Source organism: Streptomyces sp. NPDC002795, assembly GCF_042888725.1.
GTDB lineage: Bacteria > Actinomycetota > Actinomycetes > Streptomycetales > Streptomycetaceae > Streptomyces.
This window is the reverse complement of record NZ_JBIAQB010000001.1, coordinates 670,115-686,121: the sequence shown is the minus strand read 5'-3', so window position 1 is coordinate 686,121 and position 16,007 is coordinate 670,115. Positions and strand designations below refer to the sequence as shown.

Below are 16,007 nucleotides of genomic sequence, written 5' to 3'. Positions count from 1 at the left end.
CCGCCATGGCCACCGCACCCGTCCTCACCCCCGCCGCGGCGGAGGCCCCGCCACCCGCCCGGCGCACGGCGGCCGGCCGGTTCGGCGCCGCCCGCTACTTCCTGCGGCGCCTCGGCTTCTACCTCGGTGCCGCCGTCGTCGCCGTCACCCTCAACTTCCTCATCCCGCGCCTGATGCCGGGCGATCCCGCCTCCGCGCTCATCTCCCAGATGCAGCAGAAGCAGAACCTGTCCGCGGAGCAAGTGACCAGCATCTACCGGCTGTTCGGCGCGCCCGGCGCACCACTGTGGGACCAGTACGTCACCTACCTCGGCCAGATCGTCCACTTCGACTTCGGTGCGTCCGTCGCCTACTACCCGACGCCCGTATGGGAAGTGATCCGCTCCGGGCTTCCCTGGACGATCGGCCTCGTCGGCCTGACCGCCGTGATCGCGTTCGTCATCGGCACCTCGATGGGCGTCCTCGCGGGCTCCCGCGTCGGCTCGCGCTTCGACTCCTTCATCACGCCCGCCTCGATGTTCCTCGGCGCGCTGCCCTTCTTCTGGGTCGCGCTGCTGCTGGTCATGGCGTTCGGCGTGCAGCTCAACTGGCTGCCGATCAGCGGCGCGTACGACGGTGACATGGCGATCGCGTTCAACGGCCCGTTCCTGATGAGCGTGGTGACGCACGGCATCCTGCCCGCGATCACCATGGTCGTCGCCTCGTTCGGAGGCTGGCTCATCGGCATGCGCAACATGATGGTGACGACCGTCTCCGAGGACTACGTGCTCCTCGCCCGCGCCAAGGGCCTGTCCAAGGCCCGCGTGATGTTCCAGTACGCCGCCCGCAACGCGGTCCTGCCGAGCGTCGCCGGCTTCGCCCTCACCATCGGCTCCGCCGTCAGCGGCCAGATCCTCGTCGAGATCGTCTTCTCGTACCCCGGCGTCGGCTACCTGCTCTACCAGGCCGTCTCCAGCGTCGACTACCCGCTGATGCAGGCCCTGTTCCTGATCGTCTCGCTCACCGTGCTCGCCGCGAACTTCATCGCGGACTCGGTGTACGGACTGATCGACCCGCGCGCGAGGGAGACCCGCTCATGACGAAGTCGGTACGCTCCCGGCGGCTGCCGAAGCTGCCCGGGAACCTCAAGGTCCGCGTCGGGATCACGATCATCGTGTTCTTCGCCCTGCTCGCGGTGTTCGGCCCGTTCGTCGTGGAGAACCTGATGGGGCTCTCACCGGGCGACGTCGACACCAGCGCTGCCATGGAGCCGCCCTCCGGGGAGCACCTGCTGGGCACCACCGCCAACGGCGAGGACGTCTTCGCACAACTCGTCGTCGGCAGCCGCGTCTCGCTGCTCGTCGGGCTCGTCGCGGGCGTCGTCACCACGGTGTTCTCGGTGCTGGTCGGGGTGGCCGGCGGCTATCTCGGCGGGCGCGCGGACTCGATCCTCACCGTCGCCACCAACATCTTCCTGGTCATCCCCGGCATGCCGCTGCTCATCATCGTGGCGAGCTATGTGCAGGGGCGTGGCGGCTGGCTCACCGTGGCCCTCGTCATCGGGCTGACGGCCTGGCCGTGGGCCGCGCGGCAGAAGCGGGCGCAGACGCTGTCCCTGCGTCACCGTGACTTCGTGGCCGCCGCCGAGATGACCGGCGAGAGCCGCTGGGGTGTCATCACCCGCGAACTCATCCCGTCCCTCGCACCGCTGATCTCCGTGAGTTTCCTCGGCGCGGTCGTCGGCTCGATGTTCGCGGACGCCGGGCTCTCCTTCATGGGTCTCGGCAACATCAACATCACCAGCTGGGGCTCGATGCTGTACTGGGCGCAGAACGGGGCCGCGCTCACCCGCGGTGCCTGGTGGTGGTTCATTCCGCCGGGCGCCTGCATCGCCCTGGTCGGGGTCGCCGCCGGGCTCATCAACTTCGGCATCGACGAGGTGTCCAACCCCCGTCTGCGCAAGCCCTCCAAGCAGGTACGCGAACGCGCCCGCGCCGCACGTCTGCACGCGGCAGGCGCCACCGCCCCCGCTCCGGCCACGCCCGTGAAGGAGGCCACCTCATGAGCTCCGCGCAACGAGAGCCGCTGCTCACCGTCCGGGACCTGCACGTCGACTACTTCGACCAGGAGAACCCCGTGCACGCCGTCCGCGGCGTCGACCTCACACTGCGCCGCGGCGAGACCCTCGGCATCGTCGGCGAGAGCGGCTGCGGAAAGTCCACCCTGGTCACCGCCATGACCCGCCTGGAGCGGCCGCCGGCCGTCACCACCGCGGGCTCGGTGATCCTGCACGGCCACGACGGCGCCGACAACACCGACATCCTGCGCCTGACCGAGCGCCAACTGGGCGCGTTGCGCTGGGAGAAGATGGCCATCGTCTTCCAGAGCGCGATGAACGCCCTCAACCCCGTGCTCCGCCTCGGCGCCCAGTTCGCCGACGTCCTCCGTAAGCACCGCGGCCTGTCGAAGAAGGAGGCCTGGGAGCGGGCGGGGGAGCTGCTCGGCATGGTCGGCATCCCCGCCGACCGGCTGCGCTCCTACGCGCACGAACTGTCCGGCGGCATGCGCCAGCGAGCCACCATCGCCCTCGCGCTCGCCTGCGAACCCGACCTCGTGGTGATGGACGAGCCGACCACCGCCGTCGACGTCGTCATGCAGCGCCAGATCCTGCGCCAAGTGGCCCGACTGAAGCGCGAGTTGGGCTTCTCCGTCGTCTTCATCACCCATGACCTGTCGCTGCTCATCGAGATCGCCGACCGGATCGCCGTGATGTACGCGGGCAAGATCGTGGAGACGGGGCCACCGCGACGCCTCTACGAGGACCCCCAGCACCCCTACACCACCGCCCTGCGCGGCGCCTTCCCACCCCTGCACGGCGAACGCCGCGAGATCACCGGCATCCCCGGCTCGCCACCCGGCCTTCGCACCCCGCCGCCCGGATGCTCCTTCCATCCGCGCTGCGCACAACGCCTCGACGCCTGCGACCGCGAGGAGCCGGTCCTCTTGCAGCTCGGCGAGGCCGGAGACGTCGCCTGCCACCTCCACCGGCACCCCGCCACGACGACCCCGGAAGCCGAGGACCGCCATGCCCGTACCTGAGACACTCCCGGTCCTGGAGGCCCGCGAGGTCGTCAAGCGCTTCCCGATGCACGGGCCCGGCGGCCACGGCAAGGAGGTCAAGGCCGTCGAGCCGACCTCGCTCGCCCTGCACAAGGGCCGCATCACCGCACTCGTCGGCGAGTCCGGCAGCGGAAAGTCCACGCTCGCCCGGATGCTCGCGCTCGCCTACCCGCCCACCGAGGGCGAGATCCGGCTCGACGGCGACGTCGTCAAGAAGGCCCGAACGGCGAAGGCGAAGCGCGCGTACTACCGCCAGGTCCAGATGATCTTCCAGGACCCGTTCTCCTCGCTCAGCCCGGTCCACAAGATCCGCTACATCCTCAGCCGCCCCCTCAAACTGCACGGCCTCGCGTCCGGCGCCGAGGACACGGAGCGCCAGATCCTCCAGCTCCTCGAACGCGTCAACCTCACACCGGCCGACCAGTACATCGACAAGTTCCCCTACGAGCTGTCCGGCGGCCAGCGCCAGCGCATCGCCATCGCCCGCGCGCTCGCCGCCCGCCCCAAGGTGCTCCTCGGCGACGAACCGATCTCCATGCTGGACGTCTCGATCCGCCTGGACATCCTCAACCTGCTCGGCAGACTCCGCGACGACGAGGGCCTGGCGATCCTCTACATCACCCACGACATCGCCAGCGCCCGCTACTTCGCCGACGAGATCAAGGTCCTGTACGCGGGTCAGCTCGTCGAGTCGGGCCCCGGCGACGAGATCGTGGCCAACCCCCAACACCCGTACACCAAGCTCCTGTTGGAATCGGCCCCCGACCCCGACCGCGGCGGCTTCCTCGACGAACCGGACGTCGATGACGACGAGGAGACCCTTGGCGAACCCCCGAGCCTGGTCGACCCGCCCTCAGGCTGCCGCTTCCGCACCCGCTGCCCCTTGGCCAAACCGGTCTGCGCGACGGCCTTCCCGGCCAGGACCCAGGTCGACGAGAGCCACTGGGTGCACTGCTGGGCGCAGGACGAGCAGTACGCCTGAGCCCGACCCGTACCACCTCGAAAGGACCCGCGTTGCAATCCGACGCCCCCATCGCACCGACACCGCACCAACTCGCCTGGCAGCGCGCCGAGACGGGCGCGTTCTTCCACTTCGGCGTCAACACCTTCCACGGCCAGGAGTGGAGCGACGGCACCCTCCCGGCGTCGTCCTTCGACCCCACCGACCTCGACGCCGAGCAGTGGGCCGAGACCGCCCGCGCGGCCGGGGCCCGCTACGCGATCATCACCGCGAAACACCACGACGGCTTCTGCCTGTGGCCGACGAAGACCACCGACTACTCCGTCGCCTCCTCGCCGTGGAAGGACGGCAAGGGTGACGTCGTCGGCGAACTGGCCGCGGCCTGCCGGGCGGCCGGGCTCGGCTTCGGGGTGTACCTCTCCCCGTGGGACCGCCACGCGCCCGAGTACGCCGACCCGGCCGCGTACACCGAGCTCTACACCGAGCAGATCCGCGAACTGTGCACCTGGTACGGGCCGCTGATGGAGCTGTGGTTCGACGGCGCCGGCTCGGACGGCTACGCGTACGACTGGACCGCCATCATGGCCGTCGCCCGCAAGCACCAGCCGGACGCCATGGTGTTCAACATGGGTGACCCGACGATCCGCTGGGTGGGCAACGAGGACGGGCTCGCGGCCGACCCCGTCGAGTACGTCGTCGACCACACCCAGATGAGCAACTACACGGTCGTCACCGCCGAGTTCGCCGAGGCGCTCTACCTGCCGCCCGAGTGCGACGTGTCGATCCGCCGCGGCTGGTTCTGGCACCCGGACGACGAGCCCAAGTCCTTGGAGCACCTGCTCGCCATCCACTACCGCTCCGTGGGTCTCGGCGCGAACCTGCTGCTCAACCTGCCGCCCGACACGCGTGGCAGGATCCCGGACGCCGATGTGGCGCGGGTGGCGGAGTTCGGCGCGGAGGTCACGCGCCGCTTCGGGACGCCGGCCGCCACCGCCGAGCTGGCCCGCGACGAGAGCCACGACGACACCTGGACGGCTTCCTTCGGGGGGCCGGTCACCTTCGACCACATCCGGCTGCGCGAAGACCTCACCGACGGGCAGCGCGTCGTACGCCATGTGGTGCGGGCCGGTGACCGTGTCCTCGCCGAAGGACTCACCGTTGGCGCCGGACGCGTCCACCTCACCGAGCCGGTGACGGCCGACGAGCTGACCGTCGAAGTCGTGGGTGAAGGAGCGGTGTTGGAGTCCTTCGAGGTCTTCGAGACGGGGGTACGGGAACTGCCGCAGGTTCCCGAGGGATACCGGGCGCCGACGGATCGGCCGGACGCATGAGAGGGCACGGGAACGTGGAACTGACGGGTGAGGGCTGGACGCTGCGCGGCACCGGCGATACCGGTGACATCGAGGTACCGGCGGTCGTACCGGGATGCGCGCACACCGACCTGATGCGGGCCGGGGTCATCCAGGACCCCTTCTTCGGCACGAACGAGGAGCAGGCGCAGTGGGTCGGGCTCACCGACTGGGAGTACAGCAGGCGGTTCGACCTGGCGGCCCGGCACGACGGCTCGCGCGTGCACCTCGTCTTCGACGGCCTCCAGACCGTCGCGACGGTCCTCGTCAACGGCACCGAGGTCGGCAACTCGCGTAATATGCACCGCCGTTACCGCTTCGACGTGACCGACGCCGTACGGCCCGGGGCGAACGAGCTGACCGTGCGTTTCGCCTCGTCGGCGCGGGCGATGCTGGAGGCGGCCGGTGACGATCCGCTGCCGTACGACTGGTCGTACCCCTACAACGAACTGCGCACGATGGCCTGTGAGGGCGGCTGGGACTGGGGACCAACCCTCGTCACCGCCGGGATCTGGCGGGACGTACGCCTTGAGGTGTGGGACACGGCCCGCGCGGACGTCGATGTCACCACGACCCTGGACGAGGACCTGCTCAGCGGGACGCTCGTCGTCGGGCTGAACGTGGAGGGCGGCCCGTGCGAGACGGAGGTCGCCCTAGCGGGGCACACCGAACGCTTCCCGGTCTCGGCAACAGGCCGTCACAGGCTGTCGGTTGACGTACCGTCACCTGAGACCTGGTGGCCGCGCGGCTACGGCGAACCCACCCAGTACGACGCGACTGTGCGGCTCCTCGACGAGAACGGCAACGTCCTCCAGGAAACCCACCACCGCGTCGGCTTCCGGCACATCGCCATCGACACCACACCCGACGAACACGGCCGCGCCTTCACCCTGCGGGTCAACGGGCGACCGGTGTTCTGCAAGGGCGCCAACTGGATCCCCGACGACCTCTTCGTCTCCCGGATCACCCCCGCCCGCTACGAGACCCGCGTCGACCAGGCCTGCGCCGCCAACATGAACACCCTGCGTGTCTGGGGCGGCGGCATCTACGAGGACGAGGCCTTCTACGCGGCGTGCGACGCCCGAGGCGTCCTGATCTGGCAGGACTTCATGTTCGCGTGCGGCGCCTACCCCGAGGAGGAGCCACTGCGCTCGGAGGTCGCCGCCGAGGCCGACGACGTCGTCCGCCGCCTCGCGGCCCACCCGAGCGTCGTCGTCTGGAACGGCGCCAACGAGTGCCTGCTCGGACACGAGGACTGGGGCTGGCGCACGCAGATCCGGGACCGCACCTGGGGCGAGGGCTACTACCGCGAACTGCTCCCCGCCGCCGTCGAGGCCCACGCGCCCGGCGCCGTGTACGTCGTGAACAGCCCCGTGGCGAGCGAGCCGGGCGTCCACCCGCAGGTGCCCGGCGACGGCCCGAGCCACCTCTGGGACACCTGGAACCTCCTCGACTACGCCCACTACCGCGACCAGATCCCGCGCTTCGCCGCCGAGTTCGGCTGGCAGGCCCCCGCCACCCGGGCCACCCTGACCGAGGCACTGGGGTCCCTGCCCGAGAGCCCCGACGACCCGGCCCTCCTGGCGCACCAGAAGCAACCCGGCGGCGAACGCCACCTCGTGGACCGCTTGAAGGGCCGCTTCCCCGACCCGACCGGCATCGCCTCGGACACCGACCGCTGGCACCTCGCCACCGGCCTCAACCAGGCACACGCCCTGCGCACCGCCGTGGAGCACTTCCGCTCCTGGTGGCCGCGCACGGCCGGAGCTCTCATCTGGCAGCTCAACGACGTCTGGCCCGCCCTGTCCTGGTCCCTGATCGACCACGGCGGCCGCCCCAAACCCGCCTGGTACGCGGTGCGCGGCGCCTTCGCCGACCGCCTCGTCACGCTCCAGCCGAGGGAAGCGGGCCTCAGCGTCGTCCTCGTCAACGACACGGACGAGCCGTGGACGGGCGAACTCGCACTGCGCCGTGTCCATGTCCGCGACGGCGAAGTGGCACGTACGGAAAGGGAGTTCACGGTGCCCGCCCGCTCGGTCCTCGCGCTCCCCGCCGGCCCGGAGATCACCCAGGCGGGCCGGCGCCGCGAGGAACTCGTGGTCGCGGACACCGCGGGAGCCGACCGCGCCGTCCACGCCTTCGTACGCGACGACGGCGTCCGCTGGCCCGCCTCCGACGTCAAGCACACCGTCGAGCACAAGGAGGACCACGCGCTCGTCCACCTCACCGCGGGAGTCGCGCTCGGTGACCTGATCGTCGAGGCCCCCGGCATGCGCGCGGACACGGCGCTCCTGACGCTGCTGCCGGGGGAGAGCGGGACGGTCGTGCTGCGCCCCGAGCACGAGGGGGACCGGCTGCCCGGGGCGGACGCGATTTCCCTGCACACGCGGAACGGGTTCTTCCAGGGCTGAGGCACTCACACCTCTCCTCACACAGGGGCGGCCGGCGAAAGACGCCGGCTGCCCCTCACCCGTTCACGTGCCGCCCGAGCGCCCCGATGAAGTCACGGAAGTACGCCTGGGTCACACGGGCGTCCGGCACCATGTCGTACGCGTGGAACGCCCCCGGATACACGTGCAGTTCGGTCGGCACCCCTGCGCGGATCAGGCGCGTGGCGTACGCGACGTCCTCCTCCAGGAAGAGGTCGAGCGCGCCGACGCTCAGGTAGGTGGGCGGAAGGCCCTCGACCGACTCGACGCGGGCCGCGGCGGCGTACGGCGAGACATCGCTCCCGCCGGGCTCGCGCCCCAGGAGGGAGGCCCAGCCGAAGCGGTTGTCGCCCGGGGTCCAGATGAACTCGCCCGCGTGCGGGTGGGCGTCGACCGTGCTGGAGGTGCGGTCGTCGAGCATCGGATAGATGAGCAGTTGGAACGAGACGGGTACCTCGCCCCGGTCGCGGGCCAGCACCGTGAGGGCCGCGGCGAGCCCGCCGCCCGCGCTCGCACCACCGATCACGATCCGTTCGCGGTCGACGCCGAGGTCGGCGGCGTGGGCGTGCACCCAGCGCAGGGCGGCGTAGCAGTCGTGCACCTGCCCGGGCGCCCGGGTCTCGGGGGCGAGGCGGTAGTCGACCGAGACGATCTGGACGCCGGTCTCCGTGGCGATGCGGCGGCACAGGATCTCGTCGGCGTCGGCCGTGCCGAGTACGTAACCGCCGCCGTGGATCCACACGAGTGCGGCGGTGTCGGTGGACGCGGGGCGGTCCTTGGGCTCGTAGTGGAGCACGCGCACCTCGGGGTCGCCGTCCTCGAAGCCCGGTACCCACTGCTCGGTCGTGGTGATGTCCGGGTGGAGCGCCTGCGGATCGGGCGCGTCCGGCACGGGCGCCCGCATGCCCTCACGGGCCAGTGGCAGGGTGTCCGGGCCGAGGCCGAGCGGCGGGAAGGCGTCCAGGAGCGGCGCGATCTCCGGGTCGACGAGGTGGCGGGTGCCGGCCGGACGGGGGTGTGCGGCGCGGGTGAGGGCGAAGCCGCGGTAGCCGTCCTCGGCGACCTCGTCGCAGATGTCCCGGTAGGGGCCGACCCCGCCGACGTACGGCATGAAGATCCGGGGTTTTCCGGGGATGTTGGCGCCCATGTACCAGGACGCGGCCCGCGGGTAGAGGGTCTCCTGCGCCACCTCGTTGACGTGGTCGACCCACGTGTCCTGGGCGTCGCGCTCGGCCTCGAACCGGACGACGCCGGTGCGGCGCGCGTGGTCGATCGCGTCGGTGATCCAGTCCACGTGCTGCTCGATGGAGACGATCATGTTGCTGAGTACGGACGGGCTGCCCGGCGCGGTGATCATGAACAGGTTCGGGAATCCGGCCGAGGCGACCCCGAGATAAGTACGTGGCCCGGCGGCCCACTCCTCGCGCAGAGCGGCCCCGTCGAGACCGCGGATGTCGATCCCGTCGAGCGGCCCGGTCATGGCGTCGTACCCGGTGGCGAACACGATGGCGTCCACGGTGTGGTCGACGCCGCCGACCCGCAGTCCGTGGGGAGTGATGCGCTCGATCTCTTGGTCGCGCAGGTCGACCAGGGTCACGTTGTCGCGGTTGTACGTGGCGTAGTAGCCGGTGTCGACGCAGATGCGCTTGGTGCCGATGGGGTGGTTCGTCGGGCAGAGCAGTTCTGCGACGGTCGGGTCCTCGACGATGGCGCGGATGCGGTCGCGTACGTAGTCGGCCGAGACCTGGTTGGCCGCCTCGTCGATCGCGGTGTCCTCGAAGGCGCCCATGAAGGTGGTGCCGCCGAAGGCCCAGCGCTGGTCGAGCTCGGCGGTGCGGCGGGATGCGTCGAGGTCGAGGGCGTTGCCCAGCGGCGGCGGCACGACGACCCCGGAGGCCGACGCGCGGGCCTCGGCGCGCAGCTCGCGGTAACCGGCCTTCACGAGTCGCTGCTCGTCGGGGGCGAGCGGCCTGTTGTTCGCCGGGACGGAGAAGTTCGGGGTGCGCTGGAAGACGGTGACGTGCGCGGCCTGCTCGGCGATCACCGGGATGGCCTGGATGCCGGAGGACCCCGTGCCGATGACGGCGACATGCCGCCCGCTGAAGTCGACACCCTCGTGTGGCCAGCGCCCGGTGTGGAACGTGGGCCCGGTGAAGGAGTCGAGCCCCGCGAAGTCCGGCACACGGGACGCGGACAGACAGCCGACGGCCGTGACGAGGTACGAGGCGCGCGCCTGGCGCCCGTCCTCCAGCGTCACGGTCCACACATCGGCCTCGGCGTCGTAATCGGCGCCCCCCACCGAGGTGTCGAACTCGATGTCACCGCGCAGCTCGAAGCGGTCGGCCACATGGTCGGCGTAGCGGAGGATCTCGGGCTGGGAGGGGTAGCGCTCGGTCCACTCCCACTCCTGTTCCAGTTCCTCGGAGAAGGAGTACGAGTAGAACATCGACTCGACGTCGCACCGGGCGCCGGGATACCGGTTCCAGTACCAGGTGCCGCCGACGCCGCCACCGCGCTCATAGACCCGTACCCGCAGGCCGAGATCGTCGCGGAGCCGGTGCAGGAGATACATGCCGGCGAATCCGGCACCGATCACGATGGCGTCGTACTGAGGAGTTTGAGGAGTTTGCCGCATGGTGCACCACCACTCCCTTCCCGGCGACGGGGCGCCGGGCTCGGTTGGGTCGATCACCAAGCAGGATCGTCAGAGCGTGTGACGCGCGTCATTGGGCAGGTGGCTCGGTTGACGAGCCATCTGTCCCGCCCGCCCGATACAGGTCACCGGACTCGTGCAGCCGCCGCAGCACCAGAGCCAGGAACAGTCGGGTGCGCCCGTACGGTTCGGTGAAGCTGAACCCGAGGTAGCGCTGGGCGCGTTCCACCCGGTACGCGACCGAGTTGTGGTGCCGGTGCAGCAGACGGGCGGCCTTGCGCACGGAGTCGGTGGCGGCGACCGCTTCGAGGCAGACCAGCATGTCGTCCCCGTGGTCGTCGACGAGTCGGCCGAGTTGGCGCACATCGGGCACGGGGGCGATCTGCTCGGCGCTCAACGTCTCGGCGAGCAGCGCGTACCCGCCGATCCCCGCCGCGTCGACGAGTGTCGCCTCCTCCACGGAGTACGGCCCACGCGCCCGCGTGCTGGGACGGGCGAACCGCAGCGCGGTGCGAGCCAGTTGCCAGGCCGGTGGCGCGTCCGCGGCGGCGCAGGGCCCGGCGAACGCCGCGCGGGCCCCGACCGGAACACCCGGAACGTCGCCGGGGTCGAGCTCCTTCGCGACCACCAACTGCACGGCGCCGACGGGGGCGTCGAGCACGACGGGCGTACGGCCCCGTAGCCCGTCGACGAACGCCCCGGCCGCCCCGGGCGGCCCCGCCAGCGCGAACACCGTCACGGCCGACGCCTCACTGAGCCCGAACCGCAGCCACGTACGGGCACGCTCCGACGCGTCGACGCCGGCGTCGACGACGGACCGCAGCGCGATTGCGTCCGCGACGTGATGTGACGCCGGAACGCGCCCCAGCAGGGCGACCTTCGCCGCGATCCCGAGCCGGCGCAGCAGCAGCGCGGTCTCGGCTTCGGTGAGCGGGAGGCTGTGGGCGTCGAGCCAGACCTGCCCGGTGCCGGGCAGCTCGCGCGTCACCACCCGGCCAGGAGCGACCTGCTCCGCGCCGCCGACCGGACGACCATCGGGAGCCGCCGCCCAGACCTCGCCCTGCACGGTCCGGACTCCGACGGCGCGTCCGACGGCATCGGCGGTGCGGTCCAGAACGACGTCCAAGTCCGCGTCGGACTCGGCCAGTTCGTCGATGAGCCGCAGGACCGATTCGAGGTCGAACGTGCGCGCCACGGCGTCCCCCTACTCCTTCACCGCCCCGCTCAACATCCCTTCGATGAACTTACGCTGCAACGCCACGTACACCACCACCACCGGCAACGCGATCAGCACCGACGCCGCCGCCAGCAGTGTCGTGTCCGCGCTCTGTTGCCCCTGGAAGAAGGCCAGGCCGAGGGGGACCGTGCGCAGGGACTCGTCGCTGATCATGACCAGGGCCATCAGGAACTCGTTCCACGTCCACATGAACGTGATCACGATGAGCGTGGTGATGGCCGGGCGGCCCATCGGGACGAGGATGCGCCACAGCGTGGTCCACGACCCCGCGCCGTCGACGCGTGCCGCCTCGATGACCGAGCGGTTGCTGTTCATGAAGTACGTGCGCATCCAGAACACACCGAAGGCCAGGGACTGCGCGGACTGGGGCAGGATCAGCGCCCAGTAGGTGTCCGTGAGGTGGAAGTACCGCAGGTCGAAGTAGAGCGGGACGACCAGCGCCTCCTGGGGGAGCGTGAGGCCCAGGACGAACAGGTAGAAGAGCAGCGTCGAGCCGGGGAAACGCATCGTGCCGAAGGCGTACGCGGCGAGGACGGACAACACCGTCGAGGCCGTCACCACGACGACCGTCACCAGAACCGAGTTGCCGAGGTACGTGCCGAAGTGGCCGCGCTGCCACGCCTGTTGGAAGTTCGACCAGTGCAGGGCGTCGGGGAGTGTGAAGCCGCCGCCCACCGCGTCGGGGGACGAGAAGGCGGTGGAGAGGATGCCGACGACCGGGGTGAGGGCGAGCACCGCGAAGAGTGCCAGGATCGCGTACGTGGCCGTGCGCTCGATACGGGAGGTCATGCGCGGCGCCCTTCGACGAGACGGGAGACCGTGACGGTCAGGGCGAAGATGAGGACGGTGAGTGCCACCCCGATGGCGGCCGCCGAGCCGACCTCGTTCAGTTCGAACGCGCGGTGGTAGACCTCGTAGGCCGGTACGGAGGTGGCATTGCCGGGGCCGCCGCCCGTGGTGATGTAGATCAGGTCGAAGTTGCGCAGGCCCGCGATGATCGTGAGGGTCAGCGCGACCGAGATCTCGCCCCGCAGACCGGGCAGCGTCACCGCGAAGAACTCCCGCACCGCGCCCGCTCCGTCGAGCCGCGCCGCCTCGTACAGTTCGCGCGGGATGCGCTGCGCTCCGGCGAGGAAGAGGACCATGCACAGGCCGGTCATGACCCAGGTGCCGACGACGCCCACGGCGGGCAGCGCCCATGTGTCGTCGCCCAGCCACGGGCGGGCCAGGCTGTCCAGGCCTACGCCCCGCAGCACGTCGTTGAGCAGGCCGTCCGGTGCCAGGATCGAGCGCCAGGCCACACCGACGACGACCATCGCCAGGACCTGCGGCAGGAACAGCACCGTACGGAAGAAGGTCAGGCCGCGGACCCGGATGCGGGACATCGTCGCCGCGAGCAGCAGGCCGATGGCCACCGGGAGCGCCGCGTAGAAGACCAGCAGCACGAGCGCGTGGCCGAAGGGGGCGCGCAAGCTCGGGTCCGTGAAGAGGGCCGTGTAGTTGTCCAGGCCCGCCGACGTGGCCCGGGTCAGGCCGTCCCAGTGGAGGAAGGAGAGACCCACCGCCTGGCCGAAGGGATAGAGGAGGAACAGGCCGTAGATGACCAGCGCGGGCAGGACGTAGAGGTAGCCGATGGAGCGGGGTTCGCCGGGGGCCCGGCGCGAGGCGTGCACACTCTTGGTCACGAGCCCGACGCTCCCGAACTGCCCTTGCCCTGCTGCTTCTTGATGAACGGGGCGTAGTCGGCCTGGAGCTCGCGCGCGAAGTTCCGCGGCGAGGCCTTGCCCGCGATGAGGTCCTGCAGAGCCGCGGAGCTCGTGTCGTAGAACGTGGGCGTCGCGTAGTCCAGATATGGGACCAGGCCGTCCGCCGACGTCAACTGCCGCCATCCGTCGACCATTTGACCGTCGGGGGACTTCGGGTCGAGGGCGTCCGCCGCCTTTCCGGGGACCGCCGGAAGCACGCCGTTCCGCGTCATCACGTCCGCCGCGTGCTCGCTGGTGATGAAGTCCAGGTACGCCGCCGCGACATCCGGGTGCGCGGAGCGCGAGGTGACCGACCACGCCAGGCCCTGGCCGCCGGTGGTGACCGGCTTGCCGCCCTCGGTGGGCGGAGGCGGCGGCATGATGCCGAGGTCGTCGCCGAGCCGCTTCTTCAGGTCGGCCAGCATCCACGTGCCGGTGATCGTGTACGCGCCCTGCCCGGCCATGAACTTCTTGTTGGCGTCGTCGTAGCCGAGCCCGTTGGCGTCCTTGGGGAGATAGCCGCGGTCCAGCCAGTCGGTCAGCGTGGTGGCCGCCTTCGTCGTACGAGAGTCGGCGAAGCCGTCGCCGCGGCCGAGGACGGTGTCACGGGCCTGCTCGGCGCCCTGCTGGTCCTGGAGCGTGCCGAAGGTGTGGATCGCGGGCCACTTGTCGAGGTTGCCGAACTGGATCGGGAGCTCCCCGGCCTTCTTGAGCTTCCCGAGGCTGTCGGTGAACTCCGCCCAGCTGCGCGGGGGTTGGAGGCCCGCTTGCTTCAGGACCTTCTTGTTGTAGTAGAGGCCCACGAACTCGCCGGTCTGGGAGATCCCGTACAGACGTCCCGTGCCGAAGCGGCGCGATGTGCCCGGCTCCGGCACGGAGACCCGGTTCAGGTTGAGGAGCGTCGCCGGGTAGCGGGTGTTCCACTCGTAGATTCCCGCGTAGTTGTCGAGCGGTGTGAGCAGGCCCGCCTCGACGAACGCCACCATGTCCGGGTAGCCCTGGTTGGCCTGCACGACATCGGGCGGGTTGTTGCCGGACAGGGCCAGCTTGAGCGTCGTCTTGAGGTCGTCGAAGCTCCGCGAGACCCGCTTGATCGTGACGTTCGGGTACGTCCGCTGGAATTCCCTGTTCAGCTGCTCGATCTCGGCGTTGGTGCCGCCGCGGACCTCCTGGTCCCACACACGCAGCGTCACGTTCCCGGCCTTCGCGGGATCGGGTATGCCGTTGCCGCCGCCCGGCGCGGTGTCACCGGTCACGGCGCCCGAACCGTCCGTACCCGGTGTGCAGCTCGCGGCGCCGACGGCGAGGGCGGCCGCGAGCATCGACCTCCGCGTGAATCTTGAGCTCATGGTGTCTCCTGCGCGGCGCGGAAGCCGAGGGTCGGTGTGGCGCGGCGGCGGGCCACCTCGTGCAGGCGGGCGGGGACGACGTCGGCCAGGAAGCCATAGCGGCGTGCCAGATCCGTGGCGGCGGCGTCACCGGCCTTGGCCCGCACAGTCAACTCGCCCCACCAGGCGGCCACTTCCACCCAGCCCGGCGCGGACAGCGAACCGCCGAAGTGCTGCACGGACAGGGCTGCCGTGAGATTGGCGAAGGCGAGGCGGTCGGCGAGCGGCCACCCGGCGAGGGTGCCGGTCACGAACCCGGCCATGAACACATCCCCGGCGCCGGTCGGATCGAGCGCCTCCACGCGCAGCCCCGGGACATCGGCGTGCTCACCGGTGAGCGAGTCGACGGCGACGGCGCCCTCCGGGCCCTTGGTGACCACGGCGATGGGCACCAGGTCCGCCAGCCTGGCCACCGCGTCCCGCGGGGTGTCGGTGCGCGTGTAGTGCAGCGCCTCGGTGGCATTGGGCAGGAAGGCGTGGGCGTACGGGAGTCCCGTCAGCGTCGCGGTGTCCCAGCGGCCCGACTCGTCCCAGCCGACATCGGCGAAGATCCGGGCGCCCTGGTCGTGCGCCTGCCGCAACCAGGCGTCCTCACGGTCGGGTTCGAGCGAGGCCACGCCCGCGCGGGCGCGCGGCACGGTGTGCTCCAGCGGGGGCGCCGGGTGCTCGTGCGTCACCATGGTGCGCTCGCCGTCGTACGCCATGGAGACCGTCAGCGGCGAGTGCCAGCCGGCGAGGCGCTGCGAGTGGGTGAGGTCGACGCGTTCGACATCGGCGAGCGACTCCCAGCAGTAGTCGCCGTACAGATCCGTGCCGAACGTGGCCGCCAGCGTGGTGCGCAGGCCCAGGCGGGCGAGCGCGGTGGCCATGTTGGCGATGCCGCCGGGGCTGGAGCCCATGCCGCGGGCCCAGTTCTCGGTGCCGATGCGCGGGGCGCCGTCGAGCCCGGTGAAGACCAGGTCCATGAAGACGGTTCCCGTGAGGAACACGTCGTGTTCGGGATCGCCGGTGGCGCGTACCCCCGCCAGCGGATCGATGCAGTCGCACACCGCTCTGCTCGGACTCACCGTCGTACCCTCCCTGTTCGCCAACGTCGGCCGGGTTCAGCGCAACGATGATCGATACCATGCACTTCCGGCCAGACAG

At 70.7% G+C, this 16,007-nt stretch carries 12 protein-coding genes; 6 read left to right on the top strand and 6 right to left on the bottom strand.

Annotated features, from left to right (window positions below; translation table 11 throughout):
• Positions 1-5: 5 nt before the first annotated feature.
• From ACFYWS_RS02975 to ACFYWS_RS02950, 6 genes are read left to right on the top strand one after another with little or no spacing between them, the layout of a single operon-like run.
• Positions 6-1,079: an ABC transporter permease gene (locus ACFYWS_RS02975; RefSeq protein ID WP_389268835.1), complete on the top strand. Its 1,074-nt coding sequence runs from the start codon at positions 6-8 to the stop codon at positions 1,077-1,079.
• Positions 1,076-2,044, top strand: coding sequence for an ABC transporter permease (locus ACFYWS_RS02970; RefSeq protein WP_389268833.1), 969 nt, complete (start codon positions 1,076-1,078; stop codon positions 2,042-2,044). The genes ACFYWS_RS02975 and ACFYWS_RS02970 overlap by 4 nt, the downstream gene beginning before the upstream one ends.
• Complete coding sequence (locus tag ACFYWS_RS02965) at positions 2,041-3,078, top strand: ABC transporter ATP-binding protein (RefSeq protein ID WP_389268831.1); 1,038 nt, start codon at positions 2,041-2,043, stop codon at positions 3,076-3,078. The genes ACFYWS_RS02970 and ACFYWS_RS02965 overlap by 4 nt, the downstream gene beginning before the upstream one ends.
• On the top strand, positions 3,065-4,081 hold the full coding sequence (locus ACFYWS_RS02960; RefSeq protein ID WP_389268829.1) for an ABC transporter ATP-binding protein: 1,017 nt from the start codon (positions 3,065-3,067) through the stop codon (positions 4,079-4,081). The genes ACFYWS_RS02965 and ACFYWS_RS02960 overlap by 14 nt, the downstream gene beginning before the upstream one ends.
• A gap of 32 nt (positions 4,082-4,113) precedes the next feature.
• The gene (locus tag ACFYWS_RS02955) at positions 4,114-5,391 is read left to right on the top strand and encodes an alpha-L-fucosidase (RefSeq protein WP_389268827.1); all 1,278 of its coding nucleotides are present in this window, start codon (positions 4,114-4,116) and stop codon (positions 5,389-5,391) included.
• Positions 5,388-7,820 carry a glycoside hydrolase family 2 protein gene (locus ACFYWS_RS02950; RefSeq protein WP_389268825.1) on the top strand — a complete coding sequence of 811 codons (2,433 nt, stop codon included), beginning with the start codon at positions 5,388-5,390 and terminating at the stop codon, positions 7,818-7,820. The genes ACFYWS_RS02955 and ACFYWS_RS02950 overlap by 4 nt, the downstream gene beginning before the upstream one ends.
• Before the next feature lie 55 nt (positions 7,821-7,875).
• Here ACFYWS_RS02950 and ACFYWS_RS02945 read toward each other — a convergent pair whose 3' ends face one another.
• The 6 genes from ACFYWS_RS02945 to ACFYWS_RS02920 all read right to left on the bottom strand — a co-directional run bounded on the left by ACFYWS_RS02945 (position 7,876) and on the right by ACFYWS_RS02920 (position 15,928).
• Positions 7,876-10,473, bottom strand: coding sequence for an alpha/beta hydrolase fold domain-containing protein (locus ACFYWS_RS02945; protein WP_389268823.1), 2,598 nt, complete (start codon positions 10,471-10,473; stop codon positions 7,876-7,878).
• An 88-nt stretch (positions 10,474-10,561) separates the two neighbouring features.
• Positions 10,562-11,686 carry a helix-turn-helix domain-containing protein gene (locus tag ACFYWS_RS02940; RefSeq protein ID WP_389268821.1) on the bottom strand — a complete coding sequence of 375 codons (1,125 nt, stop codon included), beginning with the start codon at positions 11,684-11,686 and terminating at the stop codon, positions 10,562-10,564.
• A gap of 9 nt (positions 11,687-11,695) precedes the next feature.
• On the bottom strand, positions 11,696-12,517 hold the full coding sequence (locus ACFYWS_RS02935) for a carbohydrate ABC transporter permease (protein ID WP_389268819.1): 822 nt from the start codon (positions 12,515-12,517) through the stop codon (positions 11,696-11,698).
• Positions 12,514-13,413 carry a carbohydrate ABC transporter permease gene (locus ACFYWS_RS02930; RefSeq protein ID WP_389268817.1) on the bottom strand — a complete coding sequence of 300 codons (900 nt, stop codon included), beginning with the start codon at positions 13,411-13,413 and terminating at the stop codon, positions 12,514-12,516. The genes ACFYWS_RS02935 and ACFYWS_RS02930 overlap by 4 nt, the downstream gene beginning before the upstream one ends.
• Positions 13,410-14,822, bottom strand: a complete 1,413-nt coding sequence (locus ACFYWS_RS02925; RefSeq protein WP_389268815.1) for an extracellular solute-binding protein — start codon at positions 14,820-14,822, stop codon at positions 13,410-13,412. Before ACFYWS_RS02925 ends, ACFYWS_RS02930 begins: the two co-directional genes overlap by 4 nt.
• On the bottom strand, positions 14,819-15,928 hold the full coding sequence (locus ACFYWS_RS02920) for a carbohydrate kinase family protein (RefSeq protein ID WP_389268813.1): 1,110 nt from the start codon (positions 15,926-15,928) through the stop codon (positions 14,819-14,821). Before ACFYWS_RS02920 ends, ACFYWS_RS02925 begins: the two co-directional genes overlap by 4 nt.
• Between the last annotated feature and the right edge of the window lie 79 nt (positions 15,929-16,007).